Raw genomic sequence first — 20,492 nt, 5'->3', positions numbered from 1 at the left:
ACGCGCTACCAATAGGTAGCGCGTCTTTTTTATTATATTTCATGTAAATAGTTATCAAGTTCCTTCCACCCCATTACTGTATAAGGTGTTCCTACATTCAATACTACTTTTACATTTTCTGCTACTACTTGCATTCTCTTAGTTGGGTTATCTCTTTTTCCTGAAGGATAAATAGCGAGTTTCATCATTTCTTGCTTTCCATCTTCATAAATCCTTTTCTTTAAACCGAATTGGTTAATTTGTTCCTTGGAAGGCACTTCTTCGCCTTCCCAGTCACATATTTCAAATAGCGGATACCGATCTCCGTGCCATTCCTCAATAATCTCAATGACTTTAAGAATAATATAACTCCCTGATACTAATTCATAACTAACAGCATCACCTGCTTTTAAAGAAGTATTAGCTATAAATCTCTTCGGCACTTTTTTAGCTTCTGGCTGCGGAGAATGTAACTGTTCTCTTAGTTTATTTAAAACTACTTCACGTTTCTTCTGTAATTTAGGTTCTTCTTCCCAGCGGGCTAAATCTGCACCACTCTCTATTATTTGCAATGCCTCCTGCTTAACATTCTCTTGAAGTCTCCCTAACTTCCATTGTATGGAAGAAAATACTAACCAAAAAACAATGGTTTCTTCATCATCTAATTCATTCTTGTATTCCTCAATTACAATCCTACTTGCTTCCTCATTTGAATATTCATTTGCTAACAAATCCTTATACAGTAACTTAATATCTTCAGCAATATCGTCTGATAATATCGCTACTCCCCAAGCACCCATACATTAACACTCCAATCTATACACTAAAAACCTCTCATTCCCATTCTTCTCATAAGCACCCGGTAACCTTACTTCCTTCTTCAGCTCAAATGCAGTCTGATTCTCTAAGAAGAAAATATAATCCTCCGAAGGATAGTATAAAATAATATCCACTTCTCTCTCTGTTTCTTCTACCGAAAGCAAAATGTTATTCACTACGTTCATAAATACTTGTACAGAAAATGGATTGAAGAAATAAAACCGATTATCACGCGGATCAATCTCATATTCTTGTGCTAAACAGCACTCAAATTGAATTTTATCTTTACTGTTCCTCACCTTTCTTGCATAACGCTCAAGGTTTTCCGTCGCTTCTTTATAAAACTCTTCATTCATCTCAATTCCAACTGCTGAAGCAGCGCACTTATGATGCATGTAAAAGTTTAGCCGCCCTTTTCCGCATCCAAAGTCTACAATTCGGTCGCTACTTTTAATTTCGTATTGGTTCAATAACTCATCTAATCCGCTATATGGCGTCGGTTCATAACGATGGTAATGCATAGACTTATTAAATCCTTTTTGCTCTCCGACTGTTTTTATATTTAATACAGCATCGTAATATTGTTCGTTCATTCGTTTGCTCCTATTAAGAAATATTACTATTATTATACACCACGTACTGGAGGAGAATTTTTCATCAAATTAATTGGTACGTGAAATTATATTGTCGCTAAATCGAATATATCGACTTAACGACAAATTCCTACAAAAAAACAGGAGCTCTCTAGCCCCTGTTTTCTAATACTTTCAATACAGTTTGTTTCAATATTTCTACTCCATCCATTATGCAAGAATGGTCAAACTTCATATACGGATGGTGTAATCCAGGTTGTAGGTTTGCCCCTAGTCCTAGCATGACAGCTTTTAAATGTGGTCTCTTCACTGTGTAGTAATGGAAATCATCGCTTCCTGTTGTATACAGTGGTCCCGTACATCCCTCTTCCCCGTACACTGCAAGAATGCCTTTTCGCATAAAGCGCTCTGCCTCTTCTGAAACCTCTGCTCCTGATGCAAGATCGATCCACTCATAAGAAACTTTAGATCCCATCGATTCAGCTGATTGAATTACTTGCTCTATTTTTTTCTTTAATTCATTTAGTAATATGTTATTTTCTGCTCTTACATCTAAACTAAAATGTCCGTTACCTGGAATGATATTTAGATTATCACCACCAGCTTGGCACCTCGTCATCTTAACTGAATACGAGGTCTGTGGTGGTAGCCATATATTCTTCAAACCGATATTAATCATAGAAATGACATCAATTGCATTTATCCCTTGATGCGGGCGTGCCCCATGTGCATCATCTCCGTGAATCATACCTTCTAAAAACCCTGCTGCTCCGTGACGAATAGACGGTGCAGCTTGTTTCAAAGGCAGTTCTTCAATCGGCCTTAAATGAACACCAAATAAGAAATCTGCATCATCCACGGCGCCCTTCTCTACCATCTTTAAAGAACCATTTCCTTTTTCCTCTGCCGGCTGAAAAATAAATCTAACAGTACCGCTATCCCATCTCATATTTTTCAGTTGTAAAATAAGGCCCATCACAATTGTCATATGAGCATCGTGACCACACGAATGGTTTGCTTTAAACTCCCCGTCTACTTCTTGCCAAAGTGCATCCATATCAGCACGAATCGCGATAACTGGATTACCGCTTCCTATTTCAGCAATCACGCCTGGGCAATCATCAAATATTTTATATGAAATTCCTTCTTCTTTTAAAAAATTAGTAATATACGCTGTCGTTTCATACTCTTTCCAACTCACTTCAGGGTTTTCGTGTAAATGCTGAAAAATTTCCGTTAAACGCTCTTGTAGTTCTAATGTTTTCAACGTTTCATTCTCCTTCCCAAATTACAAACCATTCAGGTTAATTATACTTATGAAAAACAGATGTTTTTATGAACATATTGAATTTTAAGAAAAAAGTCAATTATTTATTTTCAAGCGCTATTAATAACTCATTTCCACTCACCTTATACAGAAAGAACATTCGTTATTTTCTGTTTTTTATTGACGCTTACATATATTTTTAGTTATTATAACTTAATAAACGTCTATTTTGCGACAATTCAAAAAATACAAACATACATAATGAGGAGGCAGTTTATGAAAAAAGAAATACCTTTTGGCGTAGCAATAATCCCTATTATCATTACAGTTGCAGTTATGATGGTTACAATTGTTGTATTAAAACAAAGCCCTCACGTCCCACTTATTATCGGTACAACCGTTGCTTCTATCGTCGCTTGGCGCTATGGCTACAAATGGAACGATCTTGAAGAAGCAATGTATAAAGGAATTCGCCTCGCATTACCCGCTATCGTTATCATTATTCTTGTAGGTTTAACGATCGGTGCTTGGATTGGCGGTGGAATCGTCGCAACAATGATTTATTACGGTTTAGAACTTTTAACTCCATCACTATTTTTAGTTTCAATTACCGTGATTTGTTCTATCGTTGCGTTAGCGATTGGTAGCTCCTGGTCTACAATGGGAACAATTGGTGTTGCTGGAATGGGTATTGGCCTAAGTATGGGAATCCCAGCCCCAATGGTTGCTGGTGCCATTATTTCAGGCTCTTATTTCGGCGATAAAATGTCACCGCTTTCAGACACGACGAACTTAGCCGCAGGATTAACAAATACAGATTTATTCGTGCATATCCGTCATATGTTATATACTACAATCCCAGGTTTAATTATTACTCTTATCGTCTATGCGTTCTTAGGAAGAGGGTTCGGCGATAACAATATTGATGCAAAAAGCATCGATCAAACATTACAAGTATTGCAACAAAACTTTGTTATTTCACCTTTCCTATTAATCATACCTGTAGTCGTTATGGTATTGGTCGCTAAAAAAGTACCAGCTATACCAGCTATTCTCGTAGGTATCATTTTAGGGTTTCTATCCCAGGTCTTTATTCAAGGTGGTTCTGTCTCAGCCGCTGTCGGTGCACTCCAAACTGGATTTGTCATAGACACTGGAAACAAGCTAGTAGACGAACTATTTAACCGCGGTGGCTTAGATTCGATGATGAATACAGTTTCTATGACAATTGTCGCTATGACTTTCGGCGGAGTATTAGAACATACTGGAATTCTTCGCTCAATTGTAAATCAAATTTTAAAATTAGCGACATCAGCAAAGGGACTTATCGCTTCTACTATCGCATCTTGCTTTGCAACAAACCTCACTTGCTCTGAACAATATATTTCGATTGTTGTTCCTTCAAGAATGTATGCAAATGCATACACAGAAAAAGGACTACATTCTAAAAATTTATCCAGAGCATTAGAAGATGGTGGAACATTAACTTCTGTTTTCGTACCTTGGAATACATGTGGTGTATTTATACTCGCAACACTTGGAGTCGGCGCATTCGAATATGCTCCTTATGCTATATTGAATTTCATCGTACCTATTATCTCCATCATTTACGGCATAACTGGTCTCACAATTACGAAGCTATCGGATATTGAAAAAGCAGACCTACTGAAAAAACAAAAAGCTCAACTAGAAGCTTAAAATTTTTGAAACGAATACAATGGTAAATTCAGCTCATATATTGCGCGAGGGCGCCCTTGTTGATAGGGCATTTCCTCGCCGCAAATATTGGCATACCTATAATCAACTAATTTCTTTAACAGCCTTTCCGTCGATCGCCGAGTCACTTGTAAGTACTCAGAAAGATCGGCCGCAGTAAATTTCAATGATGGATGCGACTGACTAAATTGAATAATTTTTGACAAGTTTGCAGGACTAAGCTTCGTTTCCTTTGCTATTTTCATTAATTCAGGATTATCGTTTTTTAAACTTTGTACTCTCTGTTCTTTCGGGAACGGACCAAATAATTCTTTATCACTTGTTAGTATATAAAAACAGCGTTCTATCGGATTATTTTTTGCGAAACCTTGAGCAATTTTTGCATTTTGTTCCGCTTCATTTACTGTTTTTCCGTAACCAAATCCAATAGATACCGCTCCTTCTACACTTGTAAATACGTTATCTATCATATTTGTTTTTATAATCGATTCGATATCACCACGAGTTGTATACAAAATGAAAGTCATGTCATCAACTTGTTTGAATGAACCACGTAATTCTTTTGAAATAACATCTAGTTGTTCAATTAAATCTTTTCGTAGTTCTAAAGAAGAAATCATACAAGCACCAACAGTAGCTGAATGGCTTTTTGCTAACTCAGCTTTTATTTTTGCATCTTTTAACCCATGTATAATTGATTGCGTCGGATCTATCATACGCTCTGAGGGAATACCTATTTTTTGAAGTTCGTCGTAGACAGCATGAATACTAGTTAGAGCTAAATCAGCCTCTCCGGCTTGATATTTATCTACGTGAAAATCGATGATTCTACTTATTTCATCTTTACTCCATAACATATTTTCATAATCCAACACTTGTGGATTTTCTTTTATACCGATATCATGGAACACATTCGTAATAAACGAACGGTCTACTAAATCAATTGAAATTTTATGAGGTTGAATACTTTGATGATATATTATAGAAAGGAGTGAAGATGCAACAGTTGTCTCGTCTTGCTGTAAGTACGTACTTGGAATTCGTAATTGTTCTCTTATTTCTTTTGCCATATAATAAGGTAGGGCACCGGAGAAAAAGATAACATCACAAGGTTTTAAACGCTTTAATATTTCAGAAGATTCTGCCGGATGAAGGTAAATATATGGATCAATCTCTATCTCTTCTAGTTTATGAGCAATAGGTAAAAGATTCTCCATAAAATCTTTTGAACCGACAACTGCAATTTTTATTATCATTTTCTCTAACTCCTCATCATTAATTAACGACTATTTAACGTCAACTATATCAAATGTACAAAACTATTGTAAACAGGAAGGGGTCTTTATTCAATGAAAATTACAACTATTCATCTTTATGCAATTCGTTTACCACTTCGCGATCCGTTTGTTATTAGTTATGGTTCTTATTCTGATATGCCTTCTATTATCGTCAAAATGGAAACAGATGAAGGTATTATCGGTTACGGCGAAGGCGTTGCCGATGATCACGTTACAGGTGAATCATGGGAAAGTACTTTCCATGTTTTAAAACATATACTTGCTCCTGCTCTAATTGGGCAAAATCCAATGAATATCGAAAAAATACACGACATGATGGACAATACAATTTACGGTGTTCCAACAGCGAAAGCTGCAATTGATATTGCTTGTTTTGATATAATGGGCAAAAAACTAAATCAACCTGTATATCAATTAATTGGCGGGCGCTACCATGAAGAGTTTCCTGTCACTCACGTCTTAAGTATCGCCGATTCAGAAGACATGGCTGAAGAAGCTGCCTCTATGATTCAGAAAGGTTACCAATCTTTCAAAATGAAAGTCGGTACGAATGTAAAAGAAGATGTAAAACGAATTGAAGCTGTACGTGAACGTGTAGGAAATGATATCGCGATTCGCGTTGATGTAAACCAAGGCTGGAAAAATAGCGCAAACACATTAACAGCACTTCGTTCATTAGGACATTTAAACATTGACTGGATTGAACAACCTGTAGTAGCAGACGATATTGACGCAATGGCCCATATTCGTTCTAAAACAGACCTTCCGCTCATGATTGATGAAGGATTAAAAGGCTCTCGTGAAATGCGCCAAATTATTAAATTAGACGCAGCTGATAAAGTGAATATAAAACTAATGAAATGCGGTGGCATATATCCAGCTGTAAAACTCGCTCATCAAGCTGAAATGGCAGGCATTGAATGCCAAGTTGGATCGATGGTCGAATCATCTGTTGCCTCTTCCGCAGGATTCCATGTCGCTTTCTCAAAAAAAATCATTACTAGTGTCGAACTTACAGGTCCATTAAAATTCACGAAAGACATCGGAAACCTACATTACGATGTACCATTTATTCGCTTAAACGAAAAACCAGGACTCGGCATTGAAATAAACGAAAATACATTACAAGAATTAACCGTCTTTCAAGACGTTGTACGCTAAAGGAGGACTAACACATGACGATTCTTTACGAAGGAACATTAAAACAAAACAACGATCCATTTCACGTTACATTACTATCTTTAGAACATATGGAACAAATTTTATCATTACAAAACGTTGTAGTTGAAGCGCTAGAAGATAAAGGTCGTTTACAACCACTCTCGCTAGAAGAATTTCAATACATTCTAGAAGGAAATGGCATGATGATTGGTGCCTTTATAGAAAACGAGCTCATCGCATTTCGTGCCCTACTCGTCCCTCCTATCGATGATGAACATTTAGGGCTTGATATTGGCCTATTAGAAAGTGAACTACACCGCGTTATCTATCAAGAAATCTCAAACGTTCATCCGAACTGTCGCGGAAATGGTATGCAAAAAATATTAGCGGCAGTTATAATGGGTGAATTACAAAAAGAAGACAGCAAATACGATTACGTTTGCTGCACAGTTGCGCCTTTTAACATTCCGAGTTTAAAAGATAAGTTTGCGCAAGGAATGGAGATTGCTGCGCTGAAGGAGAAGTACGGCGGGAGTATGCGATATGTTTTTGTGAAGGAGTTGCGCGGGGATAAAGAAAGCAATTGGACGGATATTAAAGATGTTCCGATGAGTGATGTTAGTGAAAAGCAATCGTTACTTTCGGAGGGGTATCGCGGGTATGAGATGGAGAAAACAAACGATACTTTCATTGTGAAGTTTGGACGATAATTTATATACAAAAAGAAAAGGATGTCACCTATTCAAAAATTTGAATGGCGACCTCCTCTTCTCTTTTGATGAACTGTACCTTGGTAAATGAAATTATATGAGCGATTTTTTGAATATATCGACCACAACTTCAAATATATCAGCGATTTTTAAAATATGTCGACCACAACTTCAAATATATCAGCGATTTTTGAAATATATCGACTTACCGACAAAGATTGACAATAATCGCAACCTATATAATCCACATTACTAAACCGTCATCTTCCAACTCGATAACGCTAACCAGTTTTCCATTTCCTTATAATCAGGCATTATCTTCCCGACAAGACGCCAAAAAGATCGATCATGATTTAAATGGACCATATGACACATTTCATGAACAACTACATAGTCAATTACCTGCTGTGGTGCCATTGCTAGCTTCCAATTAAACGTTAACTGCAAGTTCGAATCACAAGTTCCCCATGTACGGCTACTATCTGTAATACGAATAGAACGCGGTTTTGTTTTAAAGTTATTTTGATGTGCTTTAATACTCTTCTCTACTAACGCCTTGCACTGCTTATAGTAAAATCGTTTTAAAGCTTGCTGTATTTTCTCATCCTTAAGCTCTTTCACATAAATGTGGAGCTTATCTCCTTCAAAAATCGCATTGTCTTGCTCAATACTTATATCCTGAGAAATCTGTATCGGATACGTGTTTCCTAAATACAGAAACCCCTCTCCTTGATCATAAGCCTTTTCCTGTGGACCACGCACTCTCTCTTGCATTTCCTTACGTGTTTTCTGAATCCAATCCCATTTCTCCTCTAGCAACTGGACTAAGTATTCAACAGGTGTACCTTTTGGAGCCTGCACTTCCACATTTCCATACGAATCTACAAAAAGACGCACGGACTTTTTCTTCTTATAAGTTATATGAAAATTAATTGTCTCACCTAAATATGTATGTACCATTTCATCACCTAGCATATTATTTTTACAAATAAAAAAGAGTAGGATACGAACGTCCTACTCTATCTATTATATCATTTACTGCTTTAACGAACTTATTATCCTCTATACTTTACACCTAATCCCTTAATGAAATTCCTTGCGTATCTATCGCCACACTCTTTGTAATTTTTATGGCCTTTTTTTCTTAACAGAGCGCCTAACTCTCCTTTTGTTACCGTAACGCCTACGCTATCTAATATATCAAGTACATCTTCACTCGTTAATGAAAGTGCAATTTTCATTTTCTTTAAAAGAAGGTTATTGGCACTCTCCTTGCTCTGTACAGGTGCCGGTTGTCCTGGTTTCGGATCTTGCTTTCCTCTTTTTAAAGTAATAAATCCATTTAAAAATGCCTCTAACATCATCATATCGCATGTTAGTATGTACTCATCTTCGATTACATCGTCATTTTCAACTTCATGTTGCGGCGCTCTCTTTATTTTTGTAAGCATATCAACTACATCTTCTTTCGTTACTTCCATCCCGCCAAGTTTAAAGATTTCCACCATATCTATATCTCTTATATCTAAAGCATATCTTACTCTTTTTAATATATCGTTGTTGCTCATTGCCATTGTTTTTCCTCCTGAAATGTTGATTATAATAATGCTTTTAGCATGTGTAAATTAATGTCGTTAAGTTACTACTTTAACATTTTAGGGGGAGGTTTTGTAGTCTTAGGTGGATTAATATACTTTTGGGGATGATTTTAAAACAGCAACATATGTTGTTTAGGCACTTTGAATTATCCATTTAAGCCCAATCGAATTATAATGCTACTAGAGTTAATATGGGAGTGAATCAATATTGAATTATCTAATTGGTTATAAAGATGCTGAATGAAACTTCGGACATGAGGATCCAATGCTAACAGAATATACATATGGAGAGTCAGGATCTGATACTTAAAAGTACAAAAGGGAGATTTTCTATCCTTTCATAAAACAATACATAACAAGCTCTATATAACCGCATATTATGTGGTCGAAGAATTCGCGCTTATAAAAGATATCAAACTATGTAAAGAAGAATTAAAATCAAATACCGTAAAAGGTATTTTAGTTGGCAATAGGATAACTCCTTCCTTTGAAGATGATATTAATAAAGCAAAAAAGGATGGGATAATCGTACGAAATTACGGATGGGGATTTACAATTAATTAACACACTTGAAAATGGACTAACCTGATATAGGTTAGTCCATTTCTTTTTATACAACTCTAAATTTGTGATACGGTTCACCTTAACTAATCTAAACGAGGTTATTGTTTATTATTTATATAATTAAATTTAACAAAAAAGATTGTGCCTTCCGATCCTGTTTGAATTTCTATTTTTGCATTATGACGGGCAGCAATGGCATAACATATGCCTAACCCCAATCCAGTTCCATTATCTTTGGTTGTATAAAATGGAGTACCCAGTTTCTCTAATACTTCAGGCTTGATACCTTTTCCTTGATCTCGCACTGCAAGCACCACACAATTTTGACCTTCCTTGTAAGTGCTAATGGTTAGTACTTTCCTTGTGCTCATCGCTTCTAAGCCATTACGATATAAGTTTATTAATAATTGCCGTATCTCATTACGGTTTAAAAGTAATTCCGGAATGTCATTTGTATCAACTTGAATATATTTATTTTGATTATACGTATCAACCTTTATTAAAGGAATAATGTCGTGAATAATTACATTTAAATCTAACATCTGCAAATCTGATTTCCTTGTATTACCCATTGAGAGAAATTCAGTAATAATAGAATTGGCACGATCAAGTTCTTCAATCATTAATTTAAAGTACTTATTATGTTTCTCATAGGTGTTCTCTTCTTTTAATAACTGCAAAAATCCCCGTACTGCTGTCATTGGATTTCTAATCTCATGACTGATACCTGCTGCCATTTGCCCTATTAACTCTATGTTGGATAACCTTTTCAATTCCTGCTCATATTGCTTTTTTTCCGTTATGTTTTTAAAAATACAACAAATACCATCATCATACGGGTATGCAATAACCTCGTGCCAATATTCATCAGAGGTAGAAAGAAATTCGAAATGAACTGTAGTTCGCTCTGACATTGCACGATGAAATTCCTTATACATAACTGTGTCGACGCTACTCCGGAAAATTTCCCATACATTCTTGCCTAATACATCTTTTGCTGTTTTTCTTTGTGGAAAATATTGATGCTTATTTACGTACGTAAATTCCCATTTATTATTCAAAGTAAAGAATCCATCCGTAATACTTTCAATCACACTTGTAACTTTTTCATTAGCAGCAGCTAGTTCTCTCGTTCTCTCTTCCACCATGCTTTCCAATTGATCCATATATAACAAGTTTGATAACGTAGGAGCTGTGGCATCAACGATAGATTTTGCCAGTTGAATTTTGGAATTATCGTAATTGTGAGTTTTTCCCTCTTTGCCAACGACGATTACCCCTAATACTCCTCCCATTGAAACCAATGGAATCATCAGTAGACCCTTACTATCTATATTTTTTGTTTGAATAACCTCTTGGATCTTGGCTTCATAGCTTTTCTCCATCCAATCCGCTTCTGTCCAATTGCAGTCCTTGCTTAACTTCGTTGTTTTAATCGTTGTTTTGTCTAGCGGGTCTAAAAGGTGGACGCCCATGTTTTTACTCTCTAAAATCTGTCCTAGGTAAAAAAAACATTTATCAAAACTCTCCTGTATCGAGGAACACATTGATAAATCACGGGTAACATTTAGTAACAGCTGCTTCTCGGCAATAAGGTTTTCCTTTTGTGTTAAATTATTTGCGTTTTGAATTGCGACCGCAGCCATATTTACATACGCTTCAACACTTTGAATTTCTGAATCTGTTAAGTTCATTGGAGCTCCATAATCAAATAAAAAAACCAGACCAAATAACTCCTGCCCAAATGAGATAGGCAGAGCTAATAAGGATTTAATTTTGAACGCATCAACTGGTCTCGGATCTGGTCGATGATCCTTTGAGGTATCAGGGATATAGATGGTTTTTTGGGTTTCAATAACCTCTTTTGCCAGTAAGTCTATTTCAGGATCAATTACCTGAGTATCGAGCGTTACGCCATTTATGGTCTCTGGTTTTCCTGCAAACCCTCTAAATGTTCCATCTTCCTGGGGTAAATAAATTCCAACAGCGTTGCACCTAACAATCTCCTCTGATATCGCCATTGTTACACGCTGCAATACTTCACGTAGTTCTAATTTTGTATTTATTATTTTTGTTATATTCGCGAGCCTAGAATATCTCGTCTGATCACTTAACATTCACATAGCCTCCAATTATAGGCATAATAAAGTAAAACTTTAATCAGCCCTCACCAATCGGGCTTTTACGGGTAGCACGACTCCCACCTAACTTCTTTGCACTAGCTGAATTTTGAGGTGGGAGTTTTACTACCCGGCAAATAGCGGGATAAAATAAACATGATAATATCAGTGAAAATCAAGACCAACCATTTTCTCCTGTATTCTTTGCTTACCCTTGTTTTACATAGAATACATCACTTACTTATGATACGGTTCACCTTAATTAAAATGAAACAAACACTAATTAAATCGCTATCCCCCATCCCGCTAACTTTCAAAAGTTACAATGTTTCACTATCTCCATCCTTATCAACACTAGCCTCAAACTTATCAAGCAACGCACGCACTTCATCAGTCGATTTCGTGCTCATCAATTGATTTCGTAGTTCAGCAGCTCCAGGGAAGCCTTTTACATAAATTTTGAAGAAGCGATGAAGCCCTGTAATTGAGCGTGGCAGTACTTCTGCATATTGATCTTGAAGATCAAGTTGTAGTCTTAGAAGATCAAGATGTTCTTTACTACTATGTTCTCTTGGCTCTTTTTCAAAGGCAAATGGATTTTTGAAGATGCCTCGTCCGATCATTACGCCATCAATGCCGTATTTTTCGGCAAGTTCCATTCCAGTTTGACGGTCAGGAATGTCTCCATTGATTGTTATTAACGTATTTGGTGCGATACGGTCACGTAATTTTTTAATTTCTGGAATTAGCTCCCAATGCGCGTCTACTTGGCTCATTTCTTCTCTTGTACGTAAATGAATAGAAAGGTTCGCAATGTCTTGTTTGAAAATATGCGTTAACCAATCTTCCCACTCACTTAACTCTTTAAAGCCAAGTCGTGTTTTTACGCTGACAGGTAGTCCGCCCGCTTTTGCTGCTTGAATAAGTTCTGCTGCAACATCTGGACGTAGAATAAGGCCACTACCTTTTCCTCTCGATGCTACATTTGGTACTGGGCAGCCCATATTAATATCGATTCCTTTAAATCCTAGCTCTGCCATGCCAATACTCATTTGACGGAAATATTCAGGATTGTCTCCCCAAATATGTGCCACAATTGGTTGTTCATCTTCTGTAAAAATTAAACGACCACGTACACTTTTCATACCTTCTGGATGACAATAGCTATCCGAGTTTGTAAACTCTGTGAAGAATACATCTGGACAACCAGCTTCACTTACTACGTGACGGAAAACAACGTCTGTCACATCTTCCATTGGTGCAAGTACGAAAAATGGTCGTGGTAAATCACGCCAAAAATTATCTATCATTTCAAATTCAAATCCTCTCACTATGAATACAATTTCAAACTCTCAATTTATAATTTTTGAAAATCAGCAATATTTATTTTAACTAAAATCGTTTCTAAATGGTATTTTTATAAACCAAAAAGCAGATGGTATAGATTTTTTCTATATCAACTGCTTTTTTATTATACCAACTTAAGCCAAGCCACACACTCTACATGAGTCGTATGCGGGAACATATCAACAGGTTGTACTTCCTGCGTTTTATATCCGCCTTCTTCTAGTACTTTTAAATCACGTGCTAATGTTGCTGGGTTACATGATACGTATACGACGCGTTTTGGCTTCATGTCGATGATTGTGTTTAGTAGTGCTTCGTCACAGCCTTTACGCGGTGGATCTACGACCATTGTGTCAGCAATTACGCCTTCTTTGTACCATTTTGGAATGACTACTTCTGCTTCTCCTACGCCAAATTCAGCGTTTGTCATGTTGTTTAGTGCTGCGTTACGGTTTGCGTCTTCAATTGCTTCTGGGACGATTTCAACGCCGTACACTTTTTTTGCTTTTTGCGCTAGGAATAAGGAGATTGATCCGATTCCGCAATAGGCATCGATTACTGTTTCGTTACCGTCTAACTTTGCGTATTCTAACGTTTTATCGTATAGTACTTTCGTTTGTTCTGGGTTTACTTGATAGAATGAACGTGCCGAAATCGCAAATTTAATGTCACCGATAAAGTCATAAATATATTCTGATCCGTACAGTACTGTCGTTGTGTCTCCGAAGATTACGTTTGTACGCTTCGGGTTTACGTTTTGAACAATTGATTTTACTTCTGGGAATTTCGCAGCAATTTCTTCAATGATTGCTTTTTTGTTTGGTAGTTCAGCTGTGCGTGTAATAAAGACAAGCATAATTTCCCCTGTTACTTGTCCGTAGCGAGCCATTACGTGGCGAAGTGTTCCTTTGTTACGCTCTTCGTTGTACGCCGAGATACCATGTTTCTCACAAATACGTTTTACTTCTTGAATTAATGTATCGTTTTCTTCCGCCTGAATTAAGCATGATTCCATATTAATGATGTCATGCGTTCCTTGACGATAGAAGCCAGCTACAAGTCCGCCTTCACGTTCCCCAATTGGTACTTGTGCTTTATTGCGGTATACCCACGGGTTTTTCATACCAAGTACAGGATGAACAGGAACATCGTTTAGTCCTCCGATGCGCTGCATAACGTCGCGTACTTGTTTTTCTTTCGCTTGTAATTGTCCTTCATATGTTAAGTGCTGAAGCTGGCAACCGCCGCACTCATTGTACACTGGGCATTCTGCATCTTTACGATATGGACTTTCTTGATGAAGCTTCATTAAACGACCAAACGCGAAGTTTTTCTTCACTTTAATAATTTTAATTTGCGCTTCTTCACCTGGTAATCCGTTTTTAACGAAAATAGGATAGCCTTTTACTTTCGCAACACCGGCACCATCATGTGTTAAATCTTCAAATACTACATCTATAAACTCGTTTTTTTCAACTGGTGGCGTCATTTTTGTACTCATTTTCCGACCTCTCTTTTTCATAACACTGCGTTACATTTTATCATACTTATATGGTCTATTTCTATTGGAAGAAAAAAAGCTATTGACGATAGTTCTCTAGTAATGTTACGCTACTACTAATTTAATACGGACGATGTTACCTCATATATACTTGATAATATGGATCGAGAGTTTCTACCCGGCAACCTTAAATTGCTGGACTATGGGGAAAACTAATGAATATTAGCCTATGCGCAAAAAAGGACTCATATTGATTAGCTTTCTCTCATAGATGAAAGTGAATCCATATGGGTCTTTTTTTATTTTCATTTTTCTAAAAGGTCAGACATCTTACGTATGACATAAAACCTCTTTGTTTTATTTTTAGTAATATAACGAGCGTTTTATGTACAAACTTTATACGAACTTCTGAAAGGGGCAACTACATGCAATATGTAATGAGCATTATCGGCATTCTTGTCGTTTTAGGTTTATGTTTTGCTTTGTCAAACAACAAAAGTAAAATCAACTTCCGTGCAATTGCTATTATGATTGGTTTTCAAATTTTAATCGGTTGGTTTATGTTTGGCACAAAGATTGGTCAACAAATCATTGTTTTCATTGGTAAAGTTTTCAACAAACTAATTAAACTTGGTACGACAGGTGTCGATTTTCTCTTTAATGGAATTCAAAGAGATTTTGTCTTTTTCTTAAATGTATTATTAATTATCGTATTTTTCTCAGCACTACTTTCTATCTTTAGTTATTTAGGTGTTTTACCATTCATCGTTCGCGTTATCGGCGGTGCACTTTCAAAAATTACTGGTTTACCACGTGTTGAATCATTCCACGCAGTAAACTCTGTATTCTTCGGTTCAAGTGAAGCGTTAATCGTTATTAAAAACGATTTACAGCATTTTAATAAAAACCGTATGTTTATCATTTGTTGTTCTGCGATGAGTTCAGTTTCTGCTTCTGTTACAGCATCATACGTAATGATGTTAGATGCGAAATATGTACTAGCAGCTCTTCCACTAAACTTATTCTCAAGCTTAATCGTTTGTTCGTTATTAACACCAGTTGATACGAAAAAAGAAGATGAAGTGATTCAAAAATTTGATAGAACTCTATTCGGAGACAGCTTTATCGGTGCAATGATTAACGGTGCGCTTGATGGTTTAAAAGTAGCTGGTATCGTTGCCGCATTAATGATCGCCTTTATCGGTGTTATGGAAGTTGTAAACTACGTAATTAGCGCTGCTTCAGGTGCAATGGGATATGCTGTTACTTTACAACAAATCTTCGGTTATATACTTGCCCCATTCGCATTCTTAATGGGTATCCCAGTTCATGATATTATCCCAGCTGGTGGTATTATGGGTACGAAGATTGTCTTAAATGAATTCGTAGCAATCCTTGATTTAAAAGGCGCTGCTGCAACATTAGACCCACGTACAGTTGGAATCGTTACTGTATTCTTAATTAGCTTCGCAAGTATTAGCCAAATTGGGGCAATCGTTGGTACAATCCGTGCCCTTTCTGAAAAGCAAGGAAGCATCGTATCAAAATTCGGTTGGAAAATGCTATTTGCATCAACACTTGCGTCTATTTTATCTGCGACAATCGCTGGATTGTTTATTTAATAAAAAATCACCTTACTTGTTTAAGTAAGGTGATTTTTTTGGATTCTTTATGAAACTGAACGAAATTCAACTACTTCCTCTTTACTAATAAGTTTTCCTTCGTGTATACCTTTTACTGAAATATCAATAATAGATTTATCCTCTCCTTCAAGCTTACCTAAGGAAAATAAATAGATTAAATCTTCTTTTTGTAACATCCATTGCTTTCCATTCAATGGACCTAATATTCTTTTTTCTGAAGATGGTTTTATTTCTCCAACATACTGACATTCTCCAAAAGAAGTTTTTATTATATTTTTCTCTGTATCAATTACTATATGCTGAAATAGCTCTAGATTTTTACTTGAAACAATTTCTATCTCATGGTTACTTTTTTGTTTAAATTGCAGCTTCCCATCACTTGTATTAGATAAACTACTATTCTCAACAGCGTTCCTAAAAAAATTATATTCTTCTTCCGTAACACCAAAATTCGGATGATAAGGCTTCACCTGCTTATCTATATGCCCCGATATGTAGTTTACATACCACTCTTTATCATTTTTTACATGATCACTCATTTTTTTAGTAATAACCTCTACTTTTTTACGGGTATCACGATCCATCTCAATCGTCATAATATCCGCCGTAACTTCCGCGTTCATCAGATGCTTTGGAATATACTCTTCCACACTATTCGCCTTACTCACTTCACTTTGACAACCGACTATGAATAACGATATGAGCAGAATATATACTATTTTTTTATATTTCATTTCTGTTCTCCACTCCGTACATCAGTATTACTTTCATTTATAGCGTTTCTTATTATAGTTTAAAATCCTGATATTTTAATAGAAACTACTCTAAATATGCAAAATTGCATATTAATAAACCTTCCTCTTACTTTAAAATTAGCTTAAATCATTTACCAAAATATACAAATTACAAATGTAAAATGTTATAATTTGTAAAAAACACATTGGAGGATACTATGAAAGCCCACGCTCTTTTCGACTTCTTACATTTACTAGTTTTAAGCATGAAAAGTTATTATGTATGGGGAATGCCGATCTATGTCTTCATTATTCCTCTTATTTTTGTAGTCGGTTATATTATTATCAATTCTAATAAGAAACGAAAGAATACCTCTATTCAAGGTCACTAATCTTTCGCTCTAATAGCTCCTCCTAAAAATCATATTCCCCTCATTTTCTTCAAATGATATGATGAACAAGGGTATATCCCCACCACTCTTATAGCGGTGGGGATTTTAATGTAAGCATGCACCATAATACACAATAGAAGGTGATTTCATGAAAAAATACGCAGCAATTGCTTTATGTACATCTGCCATTCTAGCAGGATGTAGTACTAGCAATGTAAGTCCAGAACCTAAAAAAGAGAAAAAGGTTCAAGAAGTTAAGAAACAAGAAGAGACCGTGCAAGAACAAGGTAAAATTTCTTATAATCCAATTACGCACGAATCTACAAACGTAAATATTCATATTACGGACATAAAGGATTCTTTAACCGAAGTACAATATAAAATTTGGCGCACTGCTGATGGAAAAGAAAATACTAAATCTTTTTCTTCTAAGGAAAAGGAGAAACAATTCACTATTCCTTTTGATATAAAGGAATTTGAAGGAAAACGTGGGGAATATCAAATTGAAGCATTAGGGATAAAAGAGGATGGGAAAACTATTCCGCTTACAAAGTCTACTATAACTTTCGAGCAAAAAATTCCTGTTCTTATGTATCATGCAATTGATGATTACCACGGACAAGGTATTAAAGATTTATTCGTATCTCCAGCTAACTTTGAAGCACAAATGAAATATTTAAAAGAAAATGGTTATACATTGTTAACGTTTGAACGCTGGGGCGATATTAATAAAGTAAACAAGCCGATTTTCGTTACATTTGATGACGGTATGAAAAATAATATGAATGCGTTTCATGTTTTACAAAAACTAAAAGACGATACATTTAAACCAGCGGCAACAGAATATATGATTGTTGATAATGTTGATGTAGAAGGAGCTCTTTCTACATCTGAAATAAAAGAAATGGTTGGTTCCGGCATTTTCTCTGTACAATCTCACACAGCAACACATGCAGACTTGCCGAAAATTACAAACTATGAAGAAGAATTAAAAGGATCGAAAGAGAAGCTCGAAAAAATAACAGGTAAGCCTGTTATCGCAATTGCTTATCCATTCGGTCATGTAGACGATAAAGTTGTCGCCGAAACAAAGAAATACTATCAATTTGCAACGACAACGAAGCCTGGACAATTCATTACGAAAGGTGAACCGGATGAGTTGTTAAAAATGAAACGTGTCCGTATACACCACACAACTACTGTGGAGCAATTCGCCTCTTCCATTAAATAAATGTGAGAGCTCAATACATTTTGAGCTCTCTTTTTACTTTATATTTATATATATTTTTAGAATTTTCTTGTATTATATATAGTAAGAAATCTTTCAAACTAAAGGAGATTATACATATGTCATTTGAACAAACGTTAGAGAAATATGCTGCTCTTGCAGTCAATGTTGGTGTTAATATTCAACCCGGACAAACTTTATCAATTAGTGCACCTCTTGAGGCTGTACAGTTTGTACGCATCGTTACAGAAAAAGCATATAAATCTGGTGCAAAACACGTATATGTTGATTGGAATGATGAGACGTTAACACGCTTAAAGTTCGATCTAGCTCCTGAAGAAGCTTTCTCTGAATTTCCTTCTTGGAAAGCGCATGCTCGTGAAGAATTAGCAAAAGAAGGCGCTGCATTTATGTCTATTTATGCAGAAAATCCTGATTTATTAAAAGGTGTAGAAGCAACACGTATCGCAACTGCTCATAAAGTAGCCGGTGAAGCGATGAAAGTATACCGTGATTACGTACAAGCGGACAAAGTAAGCTGGTGTGTTATTTCTGTTCCTACGAAAGAATGGGCTGCGAAAGTATTCCCTGATGTAGCACCAGAGGAACAAGAAGCTAAACTATGGGATGCTATCTTCAAAGCTACTCGCGCTGATTTAGAGAATCCTGTGGAAGCATGGAAAGAACATGATGAAACGCTACATACAAAAGTTGATTACTTAAACGAAAAGCATTATAAAGCTCTTCATTATACAGGTCCTGGAACAGACTTAACGATCGAACTTCCAGAAAAGCATATATGGGCTGGTGCTGGTAGCCTAAATGAAAAGAACGTACCATTTATGGCTAATATCCCAACTGAAGAAGTATTTACAATGCCACTTAAAACAGGTGTGAACGGCCAAGTGTCTAGCACAAAACCGTTAGCATTTGCAGGTAACATTATCGATCACTTCACGTTAACATTTGAAAACGGACGTATCGTAGACTACAAAGCTGAATCTGGTGAAGAAGCTTTAAAACATTTAGTAGAAACAGATGAAGGCTCTCACTTCTTAGGAGAAGTAGCTTTAGTGCCTCATGACTCACCAATTTCAAACACAAATATTTTATTCTACAATACGCTATTTGATGAAAACGCATCTTGCCACCTTGCAATCGGAAGCGCTTATGCATTTAACTTAGTTGGCGGAAAAACAATGTCTAAAGAAGAACTTGCTGAAAATGGTGCAAACGCTAGTATTACACACAACGACTTCATGATCGGATCAGCTGAGCTTGATATCGACGGTATTACAGCTGATGGAAGACATGAGCCGATTTTCCGTAAAGGTAACTGGGCGTTTTAATATAAGAGGAGGCTACCCCAATGGGCAGCCTCCTCTTATTATGTCGTTTTTTCCGGCACATCAATATATTTCAAAAATCGCTGATATAAATTGTGACAAAGAAAAAAGCTATCTTCTACAAAAGATAGCTTTCATGATGCCGATGACACCTTAAGTCCAATTACTCCTAGAACAATAAAGAGAATACAACACGCTTGGAATAAGTTAATATGCTCTTTAAAGAAGTACACACTAATAATTGTAATAAGTAGTGTCCCTAGGCCGGACCAGATCGCATAAGCAATACTTAAGTTAATCTTCTTTACAACGATAGCAAAGATACTGAAGCAAATACCATAAAAAACGAAAATAAGGACACTTGGAACAAGCTTTGTTAAACCGTTCGATAATTTCATCGCAATCGTTCCAGCTACTTCAAAAATAATTGTTACGAGTAATAATAGCCAATATATCATACTAGAATCTCCTTCTCT

The 20,492-nt window shown here is 36.2% G+C and carries 18 protein-coding genes and 1 riboswitch; of the genes, 7 read left to right on the top strand and 11 right to left on the bottom strand.

From position 1 onward, the window contains the following. Nucleotides 1-32: 32 nt before the first annotated feature. From BAQ49_RS23255 to BAQ49_RS23245, 3 genes are all read right to left on the bottom strand, one after another. Nucleotides 33-779 (bottom strand): hypothetical protein, encoded by a 747-nt coding sequence (locus tag BAQ49_RS23255; protein ID WP_071747231.1) that lies wholly within the window; start codon nucleotides 777-779, stop codon nucleotides 33-35. Nucleotides 780-782: 3 nt separating this feature from the next. Continuing rightward, nucleotides 783-1,391 (bottom strand): SAM-dependent methyltransferase, encoded by a 609-nt coding sequence (locus tag BAQ49_RS23250; protein ID WP_071747230.1) that lies wholly within the window; start codon nucleotides 1,389-1,391, stop codon nucleotides 783-785. Nucleotides 1,392-1,542: 151 nt separating this feature from the next. After that, nucleotides 1,543-2,658: a M20 peptidase aminoacylase family protein gene (locus BAQ49_RS23245; RefSeq protein ID WP_071747229.1), complete on the bottom strand. Its 1,116-nt coding sequence runs from the start codon at nucleotides 2,656-2,658 to the stop codon at nucleotides 1,543-1,545. Nucleotides 2,659-2,934: 276 nt separating this feature from the next. Here BAQ49_RS23245 and nhaC point away from each other — a divergent pair, with 276 nt between their 5' ends. Further along, on the top strand, nucleotides 2,935-4,356 hold the full coding sequence (gene nhaC / locus BAQ49_RS23240; protein WP_071747228.1) for a Na+/H+ antiporter NhaC: 1,422 nt from the start codon (nucleotides 2,935-2,937) through the stop codon (nucleotides 4,354-4,356). On the opposite strand, the gene BAQ49_RS23235 is transcribed toward nhaC, so the two are convergent. After that, complete coding sequence (locus BAQ49_RS23235; RefSeq protein WP_071747227.1) at nucleotides 4,353-5,630, bottom strand: transcriptional regulator; 1,278 nt, start codon at nucleotides 5,628-5,630, stop codon at nucleotides 4,353-4,355. The two genes, nhaC and BAQ49_RS23235, sit on opposite strands and share 4 nt — an antisense overlap. A gap of 93 nt (nucleotides 5,631-5,723) precedes the next feature. Here BAQ49_RS23235 and BAQ49_RS23230 point away from each other — a divergent pair, with 93 nt between their 5' ends. Beyond that, nucleotides 5,724-6,833, top strand: coding sequence for a mandelate racemase/muconate lactonizing enzyme family protein (locus BAQ49_RS23230; protein WP_071747226.1), 1,110 nt, complete (start codon nucleotides 5,724-5,726; stop codon nucleotides 6,831-6,833). Between the two features lie 14 nt (nucleotides 6,834-6,847). Beyond that, entirely contained in the window at nucleotides 6,848-7,543 is a 696-nt protein-coding gene (locus BAQ49_RS23225; RefSeq protein ID WP_071747225.1) for an N-acetyltransferase, read from the top strand. A 252-nt stretch (nucleotides 7,544-7,795) separates the two neighbouring features. Here BAQ49_RS23225 and BAQ49_RS23220 read toward each other — a convergent pair whose 3' ends face one another. Both BAQ49_RS23220 and BAQ49_RS23215 read right to left on the bottom strand, forming a co-directional pair. Next, nucleotides 7,796-8,503 carry a M48 family metallopeptidase gene (locus BAQ49_RS23220; protein ID WP_071747224.1) on the bottom strand — a complete coding sequence of 236 codons (708 nt, stop codon included), beginning with the start codon at nucleotides 8,501-8,503 and terminating at the stop codon, nucleotides 7,796-7,798. Nucleotides 8,504-8,598: 95 nt separating this feature from the next. Then, the gene (locus tag BAQ49_RS23215) at nucleotides 8,599-9,117 is read right to left on the bottom strand and encodes a YehS family protein (protein ID WP_071747223.1); all 519 of its coding nucleotides are present in this window, start codon (nucleotides 9,115-9,117) and stop codon (nucleotides 8,599-8,601) included. A gap of 405 nt (nucleotides 9,118-9,522) precedes the next feature. On the opposite strand from BAQ49_RS23215, the gene BAQ49_RS33755 reads away from it, so the two are divergent. Further along, entirely contained in the window at nucleotides 9,523-9,705 is a 183-nt protein-coding gene (locus BAQ49_RS33755) for a hypothetical protein (protein WP_244159138.1), read from the top strand. Between the two features lie 98 nt (nucleotides 9,706-9,803). On the opposite strand, the gene BAQ49_RS23210 is transcribed toward BAQ49_RS33755, so the two are convergent. From BAQ49_RS23210 to rlmD, 3 genes are all read right to left on the bottom strand, one after another. Further along, nucleotides 9,804-11,822, bottom strand: coding sequence for a GAF domain-containing sensor histidine kinase (locus tag BAQ49_RS23210; protein ID WP_071747222.1), 2,019 nt, complete (start codon nucleotides 11,820-11,822; stop codon nucleotides 9,804-9,806). Between the two features lie 323 nt (nucleotides 11,823-12,145). Then, complete coding sequence (locus BAQ49_RS23205; protein WP_071747221.1) at nucleotides 12,146-13,135, bottom strand: tRNA dihydrouridine synthase; 990 nt, start codon at nucleotides 13,133-13,135, stop codon at nucleotides 12,146-12,148. 161 nt (nucleotides 13,136-13,296) lie between these two features. Beyond that, nucleotides 13,297-14,673, bottom strand: a complete 1,377-nt coding sequence (gene rlmD, locus BAQ49_RS23200) for a 23S rRNA (uracil(1939)-C(5))-methyltransferase RlmD (protein ID WP_071747220.1) — start codon at nucleotides 14,671-14,673, stop codon at nucleotides 13,297-13,299. 121 nt (nucleotides 14,674-14,794) lie between these two features. Beyond that, nucleotides 14,795-14,896: riboswitch (purine riboswitch) on the top strand. 202 nt (nucleotides 14,897-15,098) lie between these two features. Between rlmD and BAQ49_RS23195 the strand changes: the two genes are divergently transcribed. Continuing rightward, a complete protein-coding gene (locus BAQ49_RS23195) occupies nucleotides 15,099-16,295 on the top strand; it encodes a NupC/NupG family nucleoside CNT transporter (RefSeq protein ID WP_071747219.1) in 1,197 nt (398 codons plus the stop codon). Nucleotides 16,296-16,342: 47 nt separating this feature from the next. Here BAQ49_RS23195 and BAQ49_RS23190 read toward each other — a convergent pair whose 3' ends face one another. Next, nucleotides 16,343-17,050 carry a hypothetical protein gene (locus BAQ49_RS23190; RefSeq protein ID WP_071747218.1) on the bottom strand — a complete coding sequence of 236 codons (708 nt, stop codon included), beginning with the start codon at nucleotides 17,048-17,050 and terminating at the stop codon, nucleotides 16,343-16,345. A 540-nt stretch (nucleotides 17,051-17,590) separates the two neighbouring features. Here BAQ49_RS23190 and BAQ49_RS23185 point away from each other — a divergent pair. Continuing rightward, a complete protein-coding gene (locus tag BAQ49_RS23185) occupies nucleotides 17,591-18,673 on the top strand; it encodes a polysaccharide deacetylase family protein (protein WP_071747217.1) in 1,083 nt (360 codons plus the stop codon). A gap of 116 nt (nucleotides 18,674-18,789) precedes the next feature. Beyond that, nucleotides 18,790-20,019 (top strand): aminopeptidase, encoded by a 1,230-nt coding sequence (locus BAQ49_RS23180; protein ID WP_071747216.1) that lies wholly within the window; start codon nucleotides 18,790-18,792, stop codon nucleotides 20,017-20,019. 131 nt (nucleotides 20,020-20,150) lie between these two features. Here the strand turns inward: BAQ49_RS23180 and BAQ49_RS23175 are convergent, their stop codons facing one another. Then, on the bottom strand, nucleotides 20,151-20,474 hold the full coding sequence (locus BAQ49_RS23175; RefSeq protein WP_071747215.1) for a DMT family transporter: 324 nt from the start codon (nucleotides 20,472-20,474) through the stop codon (nucleotides 20,151-20,153). Nucleotides 20,475-20,492 lie beyond the last annotated feature (18 nt).

The organism is Bacillus proteolyticus, from assembly GCF_001884065.1.
Taxonomy (GTDB): Bacteria; Bacillota; Bacilli; order Bacillales; family Bacillaceae_G; genus Bacillus_A; species Bacillus_A proteolyticus.
Note: the sequence above shows the minus strand (reverse complement) of the source record. Positions and strands in the feature narration are given on the sequence as shown.

Coding starts and splice junctions, on each gene's coding strand:
- BAQ49_RS23185 (WP_071747217.1), top strand. CDS start 17,591: ATGAAAAAATACGCAGCAATTGCTTTATGTACATCTGCCATTCTAGCA.
- BAQ49_RS23215 (WP_071747223.1), bottom strand. CDS start 9,117: ATGGCAATGAGCAACAACGATATATTAAAAAGAGTAAGATATGCTTTA.
- BAQ49_RS23250 (WP_071747230.1), bottom strand. CDS start 1,391: ATGAACGAACAATATTACGATGCTGTATTAAATATAAAAACAGTCGGA.
- BAQ49_RS23210 (WP_071747222.1), bottom strand. CDS start 11,822: ATGTTAAGTGATCAGACGAGATATTCTAGGCTCGCGAATATAACAAAA.
- BAQ49_RS23230 (WP_071747226.1), top strand. CDS start 5,724: ATGAAAATTACAACTATTCATCTTTATGCAATTCGTTTACCACTTCGC.
- BAQ49_RS23255 (WP_071747231.1), bottom strand. CDS start 779: ATGGGTGCTTGGGGAGTAGCGATATTATCAGACGATATTGCTGAAGAT.
- nhaC (WP_071747228.1), top strand. CDS start 2,935: ATGAAAAAAGAAATACCTTTTGGCGTAGCAATAATCCCTATTATCATT.
- BAQ49_RS23220 (WP_071747224.1), bottom strand. CDS start 8,503: ATGGTACATACATATTTAGGTGAGACAATTAATTTTCATATAACTTAT.
- BAQ49_RS23175 (WP_071747215.1), bottom strand. CDS start 20,474: ATGATATATTGGCTATTATTACTCGTAACAATTATTTTTGAAGTAGCT.
- BAQ49_RS23190 (WP_071747218.1), bottom strand. CDS start 17,050: ATGAAATATAAAAAAATAGTATATATTCTGCTCATATCGTTATTCATA.
- BAQ49_RS23180 (WP_071747216.1), top strand. CDS start 18,790: ATGTCATTTGAACAAACGTTAGAGAAATATGCTGCTCTTGCAGTCAAT.
- BAQ49_RS23195 (WP_071747219.1), top strand. CDS start 15,099: ATGCAATATGTAATGAGCATTATCGGCATTCTTGTCGTTTTAGGTTTA.
- rlmD (WP_071747220.1), bottom strand. CDS start 14,673: ATGAGTACAAAAATGACGCCACCAGTTGAAAAAAACGAGTTTATAGAT.
- BAQ49_RS23235 (WP_071747227.1), bottom strand. CDS start 5,630: ATGATAATAAAAATTGCAGTTGTCGGTTCAAAAGATTTTATGGAGAAT.
- BAQ49_RS23205 (WP_071747221.1), bottom strand. CDS start 13,135: ATGATAGATAATTTTTGGCGTGATTTACCACGACCATTTTTCGTACTT.
- BAQ49_RS23225 (WP_071747225.1), top strand. CDS start 6,848: ATGACGATTCTTTACGAAGGAACATTAAAACAAAACAACGATCCATTT.